Genomic DNA, 18,887 nt, shown 5'->3' on the forward strand with positions numbered 1-18,887 from the left:
TATAGGGGAATCGTCGGGAACACGTTCATGGACATGCCTACTCAAACGCTCCAGTCCGAGGGGGGTGATATTCGCCTGAGCTCGCGCAAGCAGCCGTTCAATCTACTGCGCTGGTTTTCGCTCATCAGCATGGCGGTGATTGGCACGGTGGCGGTGGCGTTGGGGGCGGTGTCCACCCGGTTCGTGATTACCGAAAGCGTGCAACGCGATGCGTTGTTGACATCCCAGTTCATTCAGGCGATTGCCTTGGTCGAGGTGCGCCACGTATCGATTCCCAACGTGCGGACCATGGGCGAACTGCTCGATCCGCGTAACGACAAAGACTTCTCCGACGTCGACCCGCTGGCCCGCGCCATTGCCCGGGGCGAATTCCTCGACCATATCGGGCACTTGCCGGACGTGATTCTGGCCAACATCTATGCCCCCGACCGCATGGTGATCTGGTCGACCAACCCGGCGTTAATGGGCACCACGATCCACGCCGACGAAGACCTGGAGCAAGCCTTTACTTCCAGAATTCCTGTGTCGGCCAGCTATCACGATGTGGACAAGAGCCGCATGGAACAGAAGTTCGTGACGCCCCCGGAATACATCTTCATCGAGAACTACATTCCGCTGTTCGATGCCGACGGCGACAAAGTCACGGCGATGGTCGAGATCTACAAGGAACCCAAGGACCTGATCAGCCGCATGGAGCGCGGCCTGGTGCTGATCTGGCTGGCCACTGCGCTGGGCGGTGGGCTGATTTACCTGGGGCTGTACTGGATCGTGCGCCGGGCGGCGATTTTGCTGGCCGCGCAACAAAAGCAACTGATCACCAACGAAACCTTTGTCGTCCTGGGCGAGATGTCGTCGGCGGTCGCCCACAGTTTGCGTAATCCGCTGGCGACCATCCGTTCAAGCGCCGAACTGTCGCTGGAATTCGACAGCGGCCCGGCCCACAAGAACATCAATGACATCATCGGCCAAGTGGATCGCATGTCGAAGTGGGTGAGGGAGCTGCTGCAATCCTTGCGTCCGCTCAACGATGACGCCGAGCCTGTCAATCTGGTGGCGGCGCTGCATGACAGCCTGATGGCCTTCGAGCATCAAATCACCAAAGCCTCGGTCCACGTGGTGTTCGACCCGAAGCTGACGCCCATGGTCCTGAGCCAGCAGGTGCAGTTGACGCAGATCCTCAACAGTTTGCTGGCCAATGCACTGGAAGCCATGGACAAGAGCGGCACGTTAACCATCACGTTGGAGCCGACCGATTCCCGTGGCCTCAGCGTGGTGGTGAGCGACACCGGCAAAGGCATGAGCGAAGAACAGCGCAGCATGGCCTTCCGGCCGTTTTTCACCACCAAACAAGGTGGGCTGGGTGTCGGGCTGGTGCTGGTCAAGCGGATCATGGAACGGTTTGGCGGTGCGGTGACCCTGGAAAGCCGTGAAGGCGAGGGCACGAGTGTCCGTCTGTCGTTCAAATTAGTCCCCTGAAAACGGGTGTGAACTTTCCCCGTTAGCGGGTGTCATCCCCCAGAAATGGCGCATTGATGTTGATAAGCCATTGTTTTGATGGCTATTAATGCTTTCGAAAAAAACGGTTGCAGCTGGCGAGGTCCTTGCACAACCCCCATTACCCCCTTCATGACTCATGACTTCGAGGCGGCTGGTGATGGACAGAAATGCGCGGTACTCCTTCAAATGGTTCGGCCTCCTGACGCCTCTGAGTGTTCTTCTGACAATGACGCTGGGCACAACGACTCTGCGCGCCAGCCCCATCGACGACGAGCGACAGCCCGAACCTTCCGACCCCTCGGCTTACCACGATGAAGCGGCTGACAAAGCGGCGGCGTTGAACGCCATTTTGACCATGCCCCCGGCCAATAAAGATTCCTTCGATTTACCCGGTGGCGTCAAAGGCAGCAAAGACACCACGCGGGTGGAAAACATCCTGCCGCCAGCGCTGCAGACCAGTTTCAATTACCCTTCCAACGGAAAGCCCAGCCCACTGTACGGTGCACTGCCGTTCACTCAGCCACTGGCGCTGTTCGAAGAGTTCGGTCTGGAAAAACTCGACCCCACTACCCCGGCGGCGCAGTTGCCCTTTCCACCCGCCACCATCGGCCCGCTGCCGCAACAAGATCCCACCAGCGTCGCACGCAGCGCCCCGCCGAGTGCGGCGCTCGACGCGTTCTTGCGTCAACCGGGCTTGACGCCGTTCCCCAGCCATTATTCCAACGTGGTCGACCGCAACCCTTGGCAGAAGCAGATTGAATTTTTCCTCAACCGCCGTATCGGCTCGTCGGCTGAAGGCCGTCCGCCAGGAAAAGGCTGGTCGCACCAGCGCTGGAACGAGTTTTACCCGCAAGTCGCCTACAAGACCGTGCAAACCGGCGCACGGTTGAATACCGGCTTGCGTGACAGTCGCCAGATGCACCGCTATGCCGTGGGCGAGTTTGGCCCCAGTGGCCTCTATTACAATGTGGCTGGCGTGCCGGCGACCGCAGGTACCTCCAAAGGCTTTGAACCGCGGTTTCACCCGAAAATGCCGGTGCAGAAACATAACTCGGTGTGGACCTTCGACGGCACCTTTCCGCCCAAATTGCTCATGGTGCGTTACGGGCAACCCGTGTTGATGCGCCATTACAACGGCTTGCCGATCGACCCGTCGGCGAACATGGGTTTTGGTCTGCACACCATCACTACCCACGAACACAACGGTCACGTACCGGCGGAAAGCGACGGTTTTGCCAGCGCGTTTTTCTTCCCCGGGCAGTTTTACGACTATCGCTGGCCGATCCAGTTGGCCGGCTACGACAGCATCAACACCAAGGCTGAAGACCCGCGTGCGGCGTTTCCTTGCTCGCCGGGCGAAACCCTGTGGACCAACGACCTCACCCCCAGCCGCAAAACCTGCGACAACGGCATGATCAAGATCCGCGGCGACTGGCGCGAAACCATGAGCACTCACTGGTTCCACGACCACATGCTCGATTTCACCGCGCAGAACGTCTACAAGGGCAACGCGGCGATGATGAACTACTACAGTGCCCTCGACCGCGGCAATGAATCGGTGAATGACGGCGTCAACCTGCGCCTCCCCAGCGGCAGCGCCTTGCCCTGGGGTAACCGCGACTACGACGTCAACCTGATGTTTGCCGACAAGGCGTGGGATAAGAACGGTCAACTGTGGTTCAACCCCTTCAACACTAACGGCTTCCTCGGTGACCAGGTGTTGGTCAACTGGAAGTGGAAACCGACCCTGGACGTGCGCGCCCGCAGCTATCGCTTGCGCATGCTCAATGGCTCAGTGTCGCGCTACTTCAAAATGGCGCTGGTGCGCGAGATCAAGGGCACCAGCGGCGAGTTCCAAGGGCCTGCCGGGTCGGGTGTGTCGTATGCCCAGGTGCCGTTCCACATGATTGCCAACGACGGCAATATCATGGAACACAGCGTGCCGTTCGACGGCAGCATGGACCTGGATGCCGACGGTGATAAACAGAACCACAACGCGATTCTGCCAACCCTGGGCATCGCCGAGCGTCACGACATCATCGTTAACTTCTCGAAAAACGGGATCAAACCAGGCGACAAGCTGTTCTTCGTCAACCTGCTGGTGCACGAAGACGGCAAGGGTCCGGCAGAACCCGTCGCCCTGGCTGACGTGCTGTCCGAGAAATACCGGGCGATCCTCAAGCAAACCAGCAAGGGGCCAAAGTGGGAGGACGGTGATCCGGCGGTAGGCAAGGTGTTGCAACTCAACGTCAAGGCTTACACCGGTCAGGACCTGGCCATGGACCCGGCCGCTTATGAACCGGCCAAACCGGGCAAGGCTGAAGGCCTGTTTATGATCCCGCTGAAGATTCACTACGACAATGCTGCTGACAAGGCGCTGCTGGCCAAAGCCCGTCACCGCACCTACACCTTCGGCCGTTCCGACGGCACCGATGAAGCGCCCTGGACGATCAAGACCGACGGAGGCTACGGGTTTCGCATGGACCCGCGCCGGCTGAACACCGCGATCAAACTGGCCAGCGGTCCGACCGACGCCGGCGTCACGGGTTTCGGCACGCTGGAAGTGTGGCTCATCAAGGGCAATGACACGGGCTGGGGCCACCCGGTGCACGTGCACTTCGAGGAAGGGATCATCCTCAGTCGTGGCGGCAAGCCACCACCGGAATGGGAAAAATGGGCACGCAAGGACGTGTATCGCGTCGGTTCGGAAAAGGATGGTACGGACAATGTCGAGATTGCGATCCAGTTTCGCGAATTCGCCGGCACCTACATGGAGCACTGCCACAACACGCAACATGAGGACAACTCCATGTTGCTGCGGTGGGACCTTGAGAAACCGGGGCAAGTGAAGTTGATGCCGACTCCGTTGCCGAGCTGGGATGGCGTGCGCTACGTGAACTCCGCGGCACTGCCAACCTTCCGCACGGGTGACGGCGTCGGCCCCCAAGTGGTGGTCAAACCATGAACCGCGAGGGAGACAACATGAAAATGCATACGTCGCGCTCCCGCGCCCTGGGCATGTACCTGATTTTGCTGGTGGTCACCTGTGGGCTGGCCGCTTGGGTGCTGCTCGCTCATGAAAGTACACCGTCGCCGACGGAGTCGGCGACACCCTGGGGCGGCGATTACTTCCCCAACACCTTGCTGACCGATCAGGACGGTCGGCAGGTGCGTTTCTTCGATGATTTGATCAAGGACAAAGTGGTGGTGATCAATTTCATCTTCACTACGTGCAGCGACTCCTGCCCGCTGGAAACCGCGCGCCTGCGCCAGGTGCAACAGTTGCTGGGGGACCGGGTCGGCCACGACATCTTTTTCTACTCGATCAGCATCGACCCGTTGAGCGATACACCGCAAGTGCTCAAAGCCTATGCGCAGCGTTTCAAAGTCGGGCCGGGCTGGCAATTTCTCACCGGGGAATTTGAGGCCGTCACTGACCTGCGCAAAAAACTCGGGCTATTCATCGAAGGCGTCGACAACGGCCGCAGCAAGGACCACAACCTGAGCCTGATCGTCGGCAACCAGACGACAGGCCGGTGGATGAAAGCTTCACCTTTCGAAAACCCGTGGATCTTGGCCGATCAGTTGGCCAACACGCTGCAGAACTGGAAGCAGCCCAGCGTTGAAGAAAACTACGCGAATGCGCCCGAGATTCGCCCGCCGAGCAACGGCGAAGAACTGTTTCGCACCCGTTGCGCGTCGTGCCACAGCCTGGGTCCGATGGACGGGCAGGGCATCGGCATGCGCAGCATCGGCCCAGACCTGATCGGCGTCACTCGCCTGCGTGATCCGGCCTGGCTGAGTCGCTGGATTCGCGAGCCGGACCGCATGCTGGCGGAAAAAGACCCGATCGCGCTGGAGCTGTTTGAGCGTTTCGACAAAATCCCCATGCCCAACCTGCGCCTGGATGAGAGCGCGGTGCAGTCCATCGTGGTTTTTTTGCAGGAAGAAACCGATCGTCAGCAACCGCTACAGGCGGCGCAAACGCAATAGCGGCTAAATACTATCAGTGGGGCCGTCAGTCTCGATCAATGCCACCTACACTGATCCGAAACGCGGCTGAAAAGGCTGGATGCAAGGCATCCGGGAAGGTCCTATGCAGATACCAGAACAACAAAAAATACCTGCGCCGGCTATGTCGGCAGCAGAAAGCAAGGGCTGGCGAGGACAGTTCAACTTGCTGCGCTGGTTTTCCCTGGGCAGCTTTTTCATCATCGCCGCCGTAGCGCTGGGGTTGGGCTACGTGTCCACGCGTTTCGTCGTCGATGAGAGCATCGAGCGTGATTCCATGCTGACTGCACAGTTCATTCAGGCCATTGGTGATGCAGAAATTCGCCATGCCGGCATCACCCTGCAAAGAACCATGGGTGAAATGCTCGATCCGCGCGATGACATTGCCTATCCCGACGTAGATCCGGCGGCCCGTGCCGCTGCCCGCATAGAGTTTCTCGATCATGTCGCACACCTGCCGGACACGCTGTTGGCGGTGGTGTACGCCCTGGATCGCACCGTGGTCTGGTCGACCAATGCGCAAATGATTGGCATGCGCGTCGAAGGTGATGAGGAACTGGACGAGTCTTTCGAAATGAAGGAGCCCGTGTCCACCAGCTACCACGAAATCGATGAGGAACGTCCCGAGCAGCAACTGCTGCGCGAGCCTGAATATCTGTTCATCGAGAACTACATCCCGATGTTCAATGCCGACAAAAGCAAAGTGATCGCCATGGTGGAGATCTACAAGGAACCTGTGGACCTGGTGGAACGCATCCAGCGCGGCTTCAAGTCGATCTGGCTGGCAACCCTGCTCGGCGGCCTGGCCATCTACCTCGGGCTGTTCTGGATTGTGCGGCATGCGGCCATGCTGCTGCAGAGCCAGCAGAAACAACTGATCAGCAACGAGACCTTCGTCGCGCTGGGGGAAATGTCCTCGGCAGTGGCCCACAGCTTGCGCAATCCGTTGGCCAACATTCGTTCCAGCGCCGAACTGGCTCAGGAAATCGCCAGCCAGAACGCGCAGAAGAACATCGGCGACATCATCAGTCAGGTCGACCGCATGTCGCGCTGGGTTCGGGAGTTGCTGGTGTCATTGCGACCCATGAACGACGACTACGAAACGGTAGACCTGGTGCTGGTCATCGACGACACGTTGAGTGCGTTTGACGCGCTGATTAAACGCTCCAGCATCGACGTGCGTTTCATCCCTCAGAGTTGTCCGCCGGTCGTCAGCCAACAGGTGTTGCTCACGCAAATTCTTAATAGCCTGTTTGCCAATGCCCTGGAAGCCATGCCCAAGGGCGGCGTGCTGAGTATCGATATCGAAACGCCGCAGCCCGGACTCGTGCGCATGACCCTGAGCGATACCGGCAAGGGCATGACCACACAGCAAGAACAAATGGCCTTCAAGCCGTTTTTCACCACCAAACAAGGAGGGTTGGGCGTGGGCCTGGCCCTGGTCAAAAGAATAATGGAGCGTTTCGAAGGCTCGGTCGAATTGACCAGCCGAGAGCAGGAAGGAACCCGCGTTTGTCTCAATTTTAAAGTGGCAACGGGAGGGGTATATGGAGCACAGCATTCTGCTGGTCGAGGATGATGAACTCCTCGCCGAGAATATTCAGACCTACCTGGAGCGCAAGGACTTCGAGGTGACGGTCTGCCACTCGGCTGAGGACGCGCTGGACCAATTGGGCACTTTCGTCCCGGACGTGGTGCTGACCGATAACTCGCTGCCGGGCATGAGTGGTCACGACCTGATCCAGAAGCTGCGCATCAGCGCGCCGGATCTGAAAGTGATCATGATGACCGGCTACGGCAACGTCGAAGACGCCGTGGTGGCGATGAAAGAGGGCGCTTTCCATTACGTCACCAAACCGGTGGCGCTGCCGGAGCTCAAGCTGCTGCTGGACAAGGCCCTGGCTACCGACCGAATGGAACGCACACTGTCGTTCTATCAGGAGCGCGAAGCGCAGAAGTCAGGGGTGCAGGCATTGATCGGCGTATCGGCACCGATGCAGTACTTGAAAAGCACCATTGGCCAGTTAATCGACGCCGAGCGGCGCATGGCCAATACCGATCTGCCACCGGTGTTGGTGGAAGGCGAGACCGGCACCGGCAAGGAACTGGTGGCCCGTGCGTTGCACTTCGACGGCCCGCGCAGCAAAGGTCCGTTCATTGAATTCAACTGTGCCTCGATTCCTTCCAACCTGGTGGAGTCAGAGCTGTTCGGTCACGAGAAGGGCGCCTTCACCGACGCCAAGGACCGCCGCGTCGGGCTGGTGGAAGCGGCCGACGGCGGGACGCTGTTTCTCGATGAGGTCGGCGAGATGGACCTGTTGCTGCAAGCCAAACTGCTGAAGCTGCTGGAGGACCGGACGATCCGCCGGGTCGGCTCGGTGAAGGAGCGCAAGGTCGATTTGCGGGTGATCAGCGCCACCAACTGCAACCTTGAACAAATGGTCCAGCAGGGCAAGTTCCGCCGCGACCTGTTCTTCCGTTTGCGGATTATCTCGATCAAGGTGCCGCGCCTGTATGCCCGTGGCGCAGACATCCTGCTGCTGGCTCGGCACTTCCTGGCGGTCCACGGCAAACGCTATGGCAAACCGAACCTGTATTTCAGCGATCAGGCCGAGGAATTGCTCCTCAGCTACAGCTGGCCGGGCAACGTGCGCGAGTTGCGCAACATGCTTGAGCAAACCGTGTTGCTGGCCCAGACCGACACCATCGCCGCCCATCAATTGAACGTGTGCCTGAGCCTGGTGGATGAGCCGCTGTTGTTCCAGCAAGAGCCGCAACACAGCGAGCCACGTCCGGTCTACAACGGCACCGAGTCCATGAACCTGCCGGAAGTGGAGCGCGACATGGTGCGCAAGATGCTCGACAAGACCGACTGGAACGTCACCAAATCCGCACGGCTGCTTGGCCTGAGCCGCGACATGCTGCGTTACCGGATCGAAAAACTCGGCCTCGCGCGCCCGGACAAACGCCAGTGGTAGGCCTTATTGCATCAATGGCCCCTGACGGCTGAGGCACGCGAGCAGGCACGTGGGGTCGAGGGCTTCTTCGTTCACGTAGACACCGCGTTGCTGATCGTAGGAGCGGATGAACACTCGAACCGTGGCATCCGCTACCGTCGGCAATCTTGAGTCGTAGAACTCATGCTGGCTCGAAATGGGGATGAAGTCCTGAGGCGCTGTCGGGATGTACGACCCTGGCGGCACCGTGCTCAGTGACGGTGGCACGGGGTGAGCGAAGGGTTGGTCGGCCCCGTAATAGTTGAACTCACTGCTGTAATCGCTAGTGGGTGTCAGGCTGTCGTCCGCGTGAGCACCGGTTGTGGTGATCAGGCAGAGGGCGAGCAGTAGCCTCAGATCGGTTGTTTTCATGGCAGCACCTGCGAAATCGGTTTTTCCCGCATTTCCCCAAGGTCATTAACTATAGCTCCCGTACGAGCGCGTGTTCGCGATGCCCGGATTACAAGATTTGAACAAAGACTGAATGGGGTTTTTCGAAACCCTGATCTAGACTCGTGCCGGTCAATCAAGACCCCCGTCTGGAGCGCGCAATGGAAATGCCGACAAAAGAAAAAGCCATCACCAGCAACCGCGATGCCTGGAATGACTCCGCCCGACACCACAAAGACACCCCCGAATGGCAGGCCCGTTTGACGGCTGTTGGTGATAGGGATTTTTGCTGCATGGACGACACCCTCCGAGGTTTGCTGGAACAAGTGGGTGTTGACGGCAAAGACGTGGTGCAACTGGGCTGCAACAACGGCCGCGAAAGCCTTTCGTTGTTTGCGCTGGGTGCCCGCAGCGTCGTAGGCGTCGACCAGTCCGAGGCTTTCCTCGATCAGGCGCGGGAACTGGCGTCACGCTCGCCCCATGCGCCTGAGTTCATCGAGGCAGACATCCATCACTTGCCGACTGAACTTCATGGCCGCTTCGACGTGGCCCTGATCACCATCGGCGTATTGAACTGGATGCCGGACATCGCCGAATTCTTCCGCCACGTCGCGAAAACCCTCAAGCCCGGTGGCAGCCTGGTGGTGTACGAAACCCATCCCTACCTGGAAATGTTCGACCCCGAGTCCGCCGATCCGTATCGGCCGGACAGCTCGTACTTTCGCAGCGAACCTTTCGTGCAGGACCAACCGATCGTCTACGAAGGCAAAGTCGACCAGCAGGCGGCTCTGTCCTACTGGTTCGTCCACACCCTGGGCGCCATCTTCACCGGCGCCATCGACGCCGGATTGCAGATCAGCCACTTCAAGGAGTACCCGCATTCCAACCGCGAGGAACTCTATGATCGGTATGAGCAGCAAACGGCGCAGCTGCCGTTGTGTTTTACGTGGGTGGCGGTGAAGCGAGCAGTCTAGTCAGAAGAGTCTCTCAGAGAGTCGAGTGATTGACCGAATGACCCGGCTGCGCGCAGAGATCAATGCCAAGGGCGTGAATGACCTTTAAAACCGTATCGAAACGTGGTTTTGCACCTGGTGCGAAGGCCTTGTACAGGCTTTCGCGGCCCATACCCGAATCCTTGGCTATCTGTGTCATTCCACGCGCTTTCACCACATAGCCGATAGCGCGAAGAAATTCTTCGTTGTCGCCGTCTGCGAGCACTTGCGAAAGATACTCGCTGATGGCTTCGTCACTGTCCAGCAGAGCCGCCATATCGAAAGTAGTCAAAGTCTGGCTCATATTTAAACCTCCTTCGCCAATTTTTTCGCCCGCCTGATGTCGGCGGTTTGCGAAGATTTGTCACCACCTGCCAACAGCACAATGACGACGCAATTTCGCATAGTGAAGTAGACCCGATAGCCTGCACCGACGTCCACGCGCATTTCGGAAACACCATCACCCACCGGTTTGATATCGCCCAGATTACCCGCAGAGGCACGATCAATGCGACGAGCGATGGCTAACTTCGCCCGCAAGTCACGAACTGAGGCATGCCATGTCGCGAAGATCATAGTTTGTTGAATAAGATAATTCATTGCTCAAATGTATCCATATGGATACGAATGAGCAGTCAGGCAATTCCTTGGTTGTGTATGTTTTTTCCCTGAAGTGTGTGGGCTATGGGCTGTCTGAGCGGACCTATTCGCGGTGCCGCTACCGTCCGCTATCCTTGCTCCATGCACATTGAACGGTTTCCCCCATGCTTTCGGTCCAAGGCGTCTTCAAAAGCTACGCCACTCCCCAGGGCCCACTGCCGGTTCTGCAAGGTGTCGACCTCACCTTGAAACCCGGCAGCAGCCTGGCGTTGATGGGGGAGTCGGGCAGTGGCAAAAGCACCTTGCTGCACCTGATTGCCGGGCTGGACAAGGTCGATCGCGGCAGCATCCGCAGCGGCGAACATCGGCTGGAGCAGATGAGCGAAGGGCAACTGGCAAACTGGCGGCGGACCGAAATCGGCCTGGTGTTTCAGCAGTTCAACCTGATCGGCAGTTTGCGCGTGGAGGACAATCTGGCATTCCAGGCGCGATTGGCGGGGCGCCACGATCCGCGCTGGCAGGCGCATCTGGTGCAACGTTTGGGCTTGGGTGATTTGCTGCGGCGTTATCCGGAACAGCTGTCCGGTGGCCAACAGCAACGGGTCGCGCTGGGCCGTGCCCTGGCGTCGCAGCCGAAACTGCTGCTGGCCGACGAGCCCACCGGCAGCCTCGATGAAGCCGCCAGCGATGAGGTCTTGAAGTTGTTGCTGGAGTTGCTCGACGACAGTCCCACCACCTTGTTGATGGTCACCCACAGCCCGCGGGTTGCCGCGCGGTTGGCAGAGAAAGTGGTGCTCCACGGTGGTCGTCTGGCTGGCGCGGACGAGCGCTGAGGTGCGGGTCTTTTGCGAGACGCTGCGGGCGCTGCTCAGTCATTGGCGGCAACATCCGGTGCAGTTTTTCAGTGTACTGACCGGGCTCTGGCTCGCCACCAGCCTGCTGACCGGCGTGCAGGCGCTGAATAGCCAGGCGCGTGAAAGCTATGCCCGGGCCAGTCAGTTGATTGGCGGCGAACCCCAGGCCAGCCTCCGTTCACCCAGTGGTGCAACCTTCTCCCAACACGTGTTTGTCGACCTGCGCCGTTTGGGTTGGCCGGTGTCGCCGGTCCTGCAAGGCCGGGTGACGCTCAAGGGCCATGAAGACCAGCGCTTGCAACTGATGGGGATCGAGCCGGTGTCGCTGCCCGCCGGTTCCTCAGTGGCCGGGCAGGCGTTGGCGATTGAACAGGTTGTCGAGTTTTTCAGCCCTCCAGGCAGTACCTGGATTTCGCCGCAGACGTTGCAGGCACTGGGTCTGAACGAGGGCGAGCGCCCGGTGACTTTGAGTGGTCAGGCCTTGCCGCCGTTGCATGCCCAGCCCGATATGGCCCCGGGAATGTTGCTGGTAGACATCGGCTTCGCCCAGCAGATTCTCGGCCTGCCGGATCAGCTGTCACGCCTGTTGCTGCCGAAGGATTTCACCGCGACCCTGCCTGATCAATTCAAGGGTCAACTGCAGCTCAAGACCAGTGGCGAAGAGAACAATTTGTCGCGCCTGACCGAAAGCTTTCACCTGAACCTCGATGCGCTGGGTTTTCTTTCATTCGTGGTAGGCCTGTTCATCGTCCACGCCGCGATCGGTCTGGCGCTGGAACAACGCCGTGGCTTGCTCAGAACCCTGCGCGCCTGCGGTGTCAGTGCCCGGATGTTGATTGCCTGTCTGGCGGTTGAACTGGGCGGTCTGGCGTTGATCGGCGGACTGGTCGGCGTCGCCAGCGGCTACCTGCTGGCCAGCGTGCTGTTGGCGGATGTCGCCGCGAGTCTGCGCGGGTTGTACGGCGCCGAAGTGGCGGGGCAGTTGAGTCTCAGTCCGTGGTGGTGGCTCAGTGGCGTCGGCCTGAGCCTGCTCGGTGCGTTACTGGCCGGGGCCAACAGTTTGTTGCGGGCCGCGCGCCTGCCTTTGCTGGCCCTGGCCCACCCGCAAGCCTGGCATCAGGCTCACGCCCGCTGGTTGCGGCGCCAGGGTTGGGTTGCCGTGATTGCCGCGGTGATCGCATTGCTGGCGTTGATCTTTGGCGACAGCCTGAGCAGTGGCTTCGTGCTGATGGCGGCACTGTTGATCGGCGCTGCGCTGGCGTTGCCGGTGGTGCTCAACTGGGTGTTGAACCGGGTGCTGCATCGCAGTCGCTCGGTGCTCGGCCAATGGTTTCTCGCCGACTGTCGTCAGCAACTGCCAGCCCTGAGCCTGGCGCTGATGGCGCTGTTGTTGGCACTGGCGGCGAACATTGGAGCGGGCAGCATGACAGCCGGTTTTCGTCAGACCTTCAGCGATTGGCTCGAACAACGCCTGACCGCCGAACTGTACGTTAATCCGCGAAATCCGGCCCAGGCCAGAGAGCTGAAAACCTGGCTCAATCAGCAACCCGAACTCACAGCAGTGCTGCCCAACTGGCAAGTGTCGATCCAGTTGCAAGGCTGGCCTGCGGAAGTCTTCGGCGTGATCGATCACCCGACGTATCGCCAGCATTGGCCACTGTTGGAAAGCTTGGGCGACAACCCTTGGGACCGACTGGCCAAGGACGATGCACTGATGCTCAGCGAACAACTGGCCCGTCGGCTGAAGGTGCGTCTTGGCGATCACTTGACGATTCCCACACCGAACGGCGCCTGGTCACCACGGATCGTCGGCATCTACGCCGATTACGGCAACCCCAAGGGCCACATTCTGGTCAACGTCAACCATCTTCTGCGCGGCTGGCCGCAGCTGACACCAAGCCGTTTCAACCTGCGCATCGACCCGACGTTGATCCCTGCCTTCCAGACCGCGCTGCAAACCCGCTTCACGCTGGAGGACAGCCGCATCGTCGACCAGGCCCGGCTCAAGGGTTGGTCCACGCAAGTGTTCGAACGCACCTTTGCCGCGACGGCCGCGCTCAACAGCCTGACCCTCTGTGTGGCGGGCGTGGCGCTGTTCATCAGCCTGTTGACCCAAAGCCAGAGCCGCCTCGGGCAACTCGCCCCTCTGTGGGCGCTCGGCGTGACTCGCCGGCAACTGATGCTGCTCAATCTCGGGCAGACCTGGTTGCTGGCGGTGCTGACCCTGGTGCTGGCGTTGCCGTTGGGGATCGCGTTGGCGTGGTGCCTGGACACGGTGATCAACGTCCAGGCCTTCGGCTGGCGCTTGCCGCTGCGGGTGTTTCCGATGCAGCTGTTGCAGTTGATGGGGCTGGCGCTGCTGGCGACGTTACTGGCGTCGGCGTGGCCGCTGTATTCGCTGTATCGCACGCAACCGGCGGATCTGCTGAGGACGTTTGCTCATGAAGATTAAGGTCGGCGTGTTGCTATTGGCGTTATTGAGCGGGTGCGATAAGTCGGCGCCTGTTGAGAAAGGCTTCGCGGGGCTGGGTCATCAGGCCTCCGCGTTCACCCCGGTGGTGCCCGGTCGGGTGTTCAGCTTTCCGGCGGATCACGGTCCGCATGACGGTTTTCGCATTGAGTGGTGGTATGTCACCGCCAACCTCAAGGACGATCAGGGGCGCGAGTTTGGTGCGCAATGGACGTTGTTTCGCAGCGCCTTGAAAGCGACGCCCGAGATCACGGGCTGGGGTAATCAACTTATCTGGCTTGGCCACGCGGCGGTGACATCGGCGACAGTGCATCACGCCGCCGAGCGTTACGCCCGTGGTGGCGTTGGCCAGGCAGGTGTGAGCCACACGCCGTTCAACGCGTGGATCGATGATTGGCGTTTCAGCAGTCAGGGTTCCGACCCTATGGCGGATCTTCAACTCAGCGCCCGGGACAAGGATTTTGGCTATCAACTGCGGCTGACCTCCACACGTCCTTTGGTGCTTCAGGGAGACAAAGGCTTCAGTCAGAAATCCGAACAAGGACAGGCGTCGTACTACTACAGCCAGCCGTTTTTTCAGGCCAGAGGCACGCTGGAAATCGACGGAAAGACGTATCAAGTCAGGGGCCCGGCCTGGCTCGACCGCGAATGGAGCAGCCAACCCCTGACCGCCAACCAGACGGGCTGGGATTGGTTTTCTCTGCACCTGGACAGCGGCGAACAGGTGATGCTCTACCGCATGCGGCAGAAGGACGGCGCGCCTTATCTCACCGGCACCTGGGTCGACGCTCAGGGCCAGACGCAGCTATTGCATGCCGCCAACATCAGCCTCACACCGCAAGACACCGCTGAAGTCGCCGGACGTTCGATGCCGGTGCGCTGGTCGATCAAAATCCCCGACAAACACCTCGACATCACGATCAGCGCGCTCAATCCCAATGCGTGGATGGCTTTGCGCATTCCCTATTGGGAAGGGCCGGTGCAATTGAGCGGCAGCCATGGTGGGCAGGGTTATCTGGAAATGACCGGGTATTGAGTCGGAACTCTCGGCAGAGCGATGGCCTCCTAATTCTAGAAGCCCGTTCACAGGAGCCCGCCATGAGTGAAGACCTGAAACCGCCTGACCTTGATTCGTGGCAGCGCCTGTTCGAAGACAAGGCCTACTGGCAACAATCCCCCGACGCCCATTACGCCGAACTGCTGCGGGTGGCCGACGACTTGCTGGGGCAGGGCGCCATCGACCTGGAACAATGGCAAGCCTTGAAGGTCAAGGCCGATCAATCCCATAAATATTCGCCAGCCGTGAACGTGGCCCAGGAGGTTGACGATCCCGAGGCTTGAGGAGCGCTCCAAGAAACTGCGAACACTCCCTGATCAGCGTCTATGCTCAGATGCGCAGAGGGCGCTGGACGGTGGTTCAGCGCTCGTTGCTGCCTCCAATTCACAGGGAATGTACCGCTTATGAAACTTCACGCACTGACTAAAGCCATCACCCTTGCAACCCTGCTGTCTGCCGCCAGCCTTAGCGCCATGGCTGCGGATATCCCGCTGTCTGCCGTTGTGGAGGCGGATCAGGTCACCACCAAAGTTGTCTCGGTCGATGCTGCCAAACATCAGGTCGTCCTGGAGGGGCCGGAAGGTCGTCAGGTCCATGTGCAATTGACCGACAAGGCGAAAAACCTCGGCAACTTGAAAGTCGGCGACCAAGTTGACATCACGGTAACCAGTTCTGTCGCCGCCTACCTCGACACCGATGTCGACAAAGGCCTGCCAGGCACCGTCGAACGCGCTGGCGAAGTCCGCGCAGCCCCCGGCAGCGACAACCCGGGCGGCGAAGCCTACCGTCAGGTGCAGGTCCAACTGAAAATCACCAAAATCGACGTGAAGAAAAACCAGGTAACCTTCGAAAACCCCGCCGGCGAGTCCAAGACTGTTGACGTCGTAAGACCCGAAGTTCAAGCGAAATTGAAAGACCTGAAAGTTGGACAGAGTGTCATTGTGACCTATACCGACACATTGAAAGTGACCAGCAAACACTCAAGTTGAGTATTAGCTCTATATGTTGATTGTTCTTGTACAACTTTTATGTATAAGAACAATCAGTTTTAATGGTCTAACTGGTGAGTTTTCTGGTCTGTAAAATAGTATTTGGGCCGACATTTAATCAATGTTGTTTCGATAAATTTCATGTTCATATACGCGGACATATTCGAAACTTTCTATTAAAATACTTCCCGTTCGCCCAGTGTCAGGGCTCTTTACCGGTGCATGGATTGCCAGGCCATTACACTGGGCGAACACCTTCTCGACGTGCGATACACACCTGAAGCAACACGTTAAGATGCGCGGCATTTTGCAGACCAAGGAAGAAAACGGCTGCCGCCGTTCTGACACGGATGAAACTACTCTCCCTCTACCACCCGGTGCTCTACTGGCTGCGAGTGTGGCAAAAAAGACTGTTCCGGCAAATGGCCTGGCGCTTCTCCCGCAAGCAATATGCTGTTTCGGTGGACGTCGTATCCCGACTGCCATTCCGCTACCTCAAGCACACCTCCAAACTGATCCGCAAACTCGGCAACTCCGATCTTGCCCTGCAACACAACAAAGTCATCAACCTGAAACTGGCCGTCGCTTCGATGGACGGCGTCGTCATCGGCCCTGGCGAGTATTTTTCATTCTGCCGCCTCGTGGGTCGACCCACCCGCAAACGCGGTTATGTCGAAGGCATGGAGCTGTCAATTGGTGAAGCCCGCAGCGGCATTGGTGGCGGGATCTGCCAACTGAGCAACCTGATTCACTGGATGGCGATTCACTCGCCATTGGTCGTGGTTGAGCGGTCGAACCACAGCTTCGATCCCTTTCCTGACGAGGGGCGGGTACTGCCATTCGGCTCGGGTGCAGCGATCTTTTACAACTACATTGACCTGGTGCTGCATAACCCTACCGATCGTTATTTTCAGTTGAAGCTCAATGTCGTCGAGCAACAGTTGGAAGGGGAGTTGTTATGCGATCAGGCGAGAGGGTTTCGGTATCACGTTTATCAACTTGGGTATCGGTTTGTGCGAGACGGTGGACGGGTTTTTCGGGAGAACGAGATATGGCGGGAGGTCAGGAGCAAGGGGCAGGAGAGTCAGGTGCTGAAGAGTGAGCGGCTTTATAAGAATCAGGTGGTGGTTAAGTATGAGGTTGAGGAAAGTGTGCTGACTTGAAATGCATAAAACGGGCGATCATTGGATTGCCCGTTTTTTTGGGGGGGCGGCGGGTGGAAAATTTTTCATGGTGAAGCTCTTGAATCAACGGAACCGCAAGGCGGCATTTGCATGCCTTGATCGTGCTCGGTCTGTCAAAACTGATCGCTGAGATTGCAGCGGCAGTATTGCAACAATATTGACGGTTCAATTCCTGAAATAAAGTTCATCCAGTTGTCGTCTCCGAATCAGCAGGTATTCCTCCCAGACCTTGGGGAAATCCTCATCCTTGGTGAATGGGAACGTCAGATAAATATGCTTGCCTGTCACGATTTTCCCTCAGAAGTAGATCTGCCCCCTTTAAAGCAAAAAGGGGACAGATTTGAATGGCACTTACTTAACATGTTTTGCGTGCCCATTTTTCCTGACATCTGCCCTTGCTGACCGACGCGGTTTGGTCAGTAAGGGGTAGGCTTGAGGTCTTCGTTTTATGGCTCGCGGCTCGATACGACCAGGCCGATTCCCGACGCGCCTCTGAGCAATCAACATCAATAAATTCGACAGGCCATCCTCGTCTTCGGGGCTGCCATATTGTCGCAAAGCCAGCCATAGCTGAAGGCTGTGTTTGAAGCTCAGTTCGCGAGGCAAGCAATCCGCTAACAGAGCCGATTGCGCCATGAGCATTCGGATCAGATTGTGTGCCAACAGATAGACCCATAACTCCTTGACTGCCATGCCTGGGGTTTTGCAGCTTAACTTTCCAAGTCCTAGCGTAGCTTTGAGATTGCGCAGATCCAACTCGACATGCCATCGACCCTTGTACAGCGATTTGAGAGCTGTTTTGGGTGTCTGCTTCGGGCAATGCAACGTGGTGACCAAAGTCTTTCCACCCGCCTTCAGCTCTCGCACTGTCAGTCTTTCAGGCGCCTGTTCGTAATGCGTTTGACTCATCCACGGCGGTCTTCTTGCAGGCTTTTTCAATTCGATCAGGTGATCTTCCGAACCCAGACTTTGCCCTAGGCGAAAGTCCGTGCTGCGCCGTCGAGCACCGTATTGTTCGAACACGCCATCGACACCTCTTCGTTGCAACTCACACAGCAAGAAGTAGGTAGCGTAGTAAGCGTCGCCCAATAAAATGTCGCCTGTTTTCAGCGTGTCGAGCATTGATCTGAGCAGCGTTTGCTCATCGCCGCCTTTGCCTCGGAAGCGCCCAAGGGCGGCATCCAAGACGGCGCCGCTGGAAAGGCAAACGATGCCAACCACGCGACACAGGGGAAAACCAAGACCGACTTTCTGGCCGCGTGACTGCGGATAGGCACCCTGATTGGCCGCAGTGTCGGGCATGCTGACCGTCGTGCCGTCCACCAACCGTACAGGCCGTCCCATCCAGCGCCACGACGAGGGTGCGTTATCACTTATCGAAGCACCGGTGTGCCTGACCAGCGTAGAAACCATTTCCACAGGTAGGCGTTTTCTGGCTTTGCAGTAGGCGCCCGTGCGAGTGCTACTGGGCTTCATGCCGCCACATGACCGTTTAATCGACAAGTCGTTGACGGCGTTCTGGCAGGAACGGTCGGCACTCATTGCTTGAGCCAGAAACATGGACAGCGTTTCAGTCGGCGGAAACAGACGCTCCCGATATTCCGGCAGTGCAGACTCGACGCGCTGTAAGAGCTCGGGAGACGTGAGGAGATTGAAAAACGCATAGGCATCACAGTCCGAAGCGTGTCGATGAAAACGTTGCTGTTGATGCTGGAGAATTTCACGTCTACGATTCATTTGGGGCTGTGTCCTTGGTTCGTCGGGGTGTGTTCGCAACTATCACCGTAGACCAAGACCAGCCCTTCTTCATTTTTTGCTTTCAGCTCAAGTGGTTAGCAGCTAAGTAA

16 protein-coding genes are annotated in these 18,887 nt (G+C 58.4%); 12 read left to right on the forward strand and 4 right to left on the reverse strand.

The features are described from left to right. Positions 1 to 27: 27 nt before the first annotated feature. The 5 genes from QFX16_RS11065 (at position 28) to QFX16_RS11085 (ending at position 8,486) form a co-directional block, all read left to right on the forward strand. Entirely contained in the window at positions 28 to 1,476 is a 1,449-nt protein-coding gene (locus QFX16_RS11065) for a sensor histidine kinase (RefSeq protein ID WP_283183924.1), read from the forward strand. A gap of 178 nt (positions 1,477 to 1,654) precedes the next feature. Further along, a complete protein-coding gene (locus QFX16_RS11070; protein WP_283183925.1) occupies positions 1,655 to 4,462 on the forward strand; it encodes a multicopper oxidase domain-containing protein in 2,808 nt (935 codons plus the stop codon). 17 nt (positions 4,463 to 4,479) lie between these two features. Continuing rightward, the gene (locus tag QFX16_RS11075; protein ID WP_439900115.1) at positions 4,480 to 5,490 is read left to right on the forward strand and encodes an SCO family protein; all 1,011 of its coding nucleotides are present in this window, start codon (positions 4,480 to 4,482) and stop codon (positions 5,488 to 5,490) included. Between the two features lie 103 nt (positions 5,491 to 5,593). After that, positions 5,594 to 7,087, forward strand: a complete 1,494-nt coding sequence (locus QFX16_RS11080; protein WP_283183927.1) for an ATP-binding protein — start codon at positions 5,594 to 5,596, stop codon at positions 7,085 to 7,087. Beyond that, positions 7,056 to 8,486: a sigma-54-dependent transcriptional regulator gene (locus QFX16_RS11085; protein WP_283183928.1), complete on the forward strand. Its 1,431-nt coding sequence runs from the start codon at positions 7,056 to 7,058 to the stop codon at positions 8,484 to 8,486. The genes QFX16_RS11080 and QFX16_RS11085 overlap by 32 nt, the downstream gene beginning before the upstream one ends. Before the next feature lie 3 nt (positions 8,487 to 8,489). Here the strand turns inward: QFX16_RS11085 and QFX16_RS11090 are convergent, their stop codons facing one another. Then, a complete protein-coding gene (locus tag QFX16_RS11090) occupies positions 8,490 to 8,876 on the reverse strand; it encodes a hypothetical protein (protein WP_283183929.1) in 387 nt (128 codons plus the stop codon). A 179-nt stretch (positions 8,877 to 9,055) separates the two neighbouring features. Here QFX16_RS11090 and QFX16_RS11095 point away from each other — a divergent pair, with 179 nt between their 5' ends. Then, positions 9,056 to 9,868: a class I SAM-dependent methyltransferase gene (locus QFX16_RS11095; RefSeq protein WP_283183930.1), complete on the forward strand. Its 813-nt coding sequence runs from the start codon at positions 9,056 to 9,058 to the stop codon at positions 9,866 to 9,868. 13 nt (positions 9,869 to 9,881) lie between these two features. On the opposite strand, the gene QFX16_RS11100 is transcribed toward QFX16_RS11095, so the two are convergent. Next, on the reverse strand, positions 9,882 to 10,190 hold the full coding sequence (locus QFX16_RS11100) for an addiction module antidote protein (RefSeq protein ID WP_008153842.1): 309 nt from the start codon (positions 10,188 to 10,190) through the stop codon (positions 9,882 to 9,884). 2 nt (positions 10,191 to 10,192) lie between these two features. Beyond that, positions 10,193 to 10,486, reverse strand: a complete 294-nt coding sequence (locus tag QFX16_RS11105) for a type II toxin-antitoxin system RelE/ParE family toxin (protein WP_283183931.1) — start codon at positions 10,484 to 10,486, stop codon at positions 10,193 to 10,195. A 164-nt stretch (positions 10,487 to 10,650) separates the two neighbouring features. Here QFX16_RS11105 and QFX16_RS11110 point away from each other — a divergent pair, with 164 nt between their 5' ends. The 6 genes from QFX16_RS11110 (at position 10,651) to QFX16_RS11135 (ending at position 17,019) form a co-directional block, all read left to right on the forward strand. Beyond that, positions 10,651 to 11,319 carry an ABC transporter ATP-binding protein gene (locus tag QFX16_RS11110; protein WP_283183932.1) on the forward strand — a complete coding sequence of 223 codons (669 nt, stop codon included), beginning with the start codon at positions 10,651 to 10,653 and terminating at the stop codon, positions 11,317 to 11,319. A 1-nt stretch (position 11,320) separates the two neighbouring features. Beyond that, the gene (locus tag QFX16_RS11115) at positions 11,321 to 13,792 is read left to right on the forward strand and encodes an FtsX-like permease family protein (RefSeq protein WP_283184550.1); all 2,472 of its coding nucleotides are present in this window, start codon (positions 11,321 to 11,323) and stop codon (positions 13,790 to 13,792) included. Further along, a complete protein-coding gene (locus QFX16_RS11120) occupies positions 13,782 to 14,846 on the forward strand; it encodes a lipocalin-like domain-containing protein (protein ID WP_283183933.1) in 1,065 nt (354 codons plus the stop codon). The genes QFX16_RS11115 and QFX16_RS11120 overlap by 11 nt, the downstream gene beginning before the upstream one ends. 62 nt (positions 14,847 to 14,908) lie before the next feature. Then, a complete protein-coding gene (locus QFX16_RS11125) occupies positions 14,909 to 15,151 on the forward strand; it encodes a hypothetical protein (RefSeq protein ID WP_283183934.1) in 243 nt (80 codons plus the stop codon). Between the two features lie 120 nt (positions 15,152 to 15,271). Further along, positions 15,272 to 15,856: a hypothetical protein gene (locus QFX16_RS11130; protein ID WP_283183935.1), complete on the forward strand. Its 585-nt coding sequence runs from the start codon at positions 15,272 to 15,274 to the stop codon at positions 15,854 to 15,856. A 350-nt stretch (positions 15,857 to 16,206) separates the two neighbouring features. Further along, positions 16,207 to 17,019 (forward strand): VanW family protein, encoded by an 813-nt coding sequence (locus tag QFX16_RS11135; protein ID WP_283183936.1) that lies wholly within the window; start codon positions 16,207 to 16,209, stop codon positions 17,017 to 17,019. A gap of 372 nt (positions 17,020 to 17,391) precedes the next feature. On the opposite strand, the gene QFX16_RS11140 is transcribed toward QFX16_RS11135, so the two are convergent. Continuing rightward, on the reverse strand, positions 17,392 to 18,777 hold the full coding sequence (locus QFX16_RS11140) for an IS4 family transposase (protein WP_283181230.1): 1,386 nt from the start codon (positions 18,775 to 18,777) through the stop codon (positions 17,392 to 17,394). Between the last annotated feature and the right edge of the window lie 110 nt (positions 18,778 to 18,887).

Origin of the sequence: Pseudomonas svalbardensis, from assembly GCF_030053115.1 — a bacterium.
In the GTDB taxonomy this organism is placed as follows: Bacteria; Pseudomonadota; Gammaproteobacteria; order Pseudomonadales; family Pseudomonadaceae; genus Aquipseudomonas; species Aquipseudomonas svalbardensis.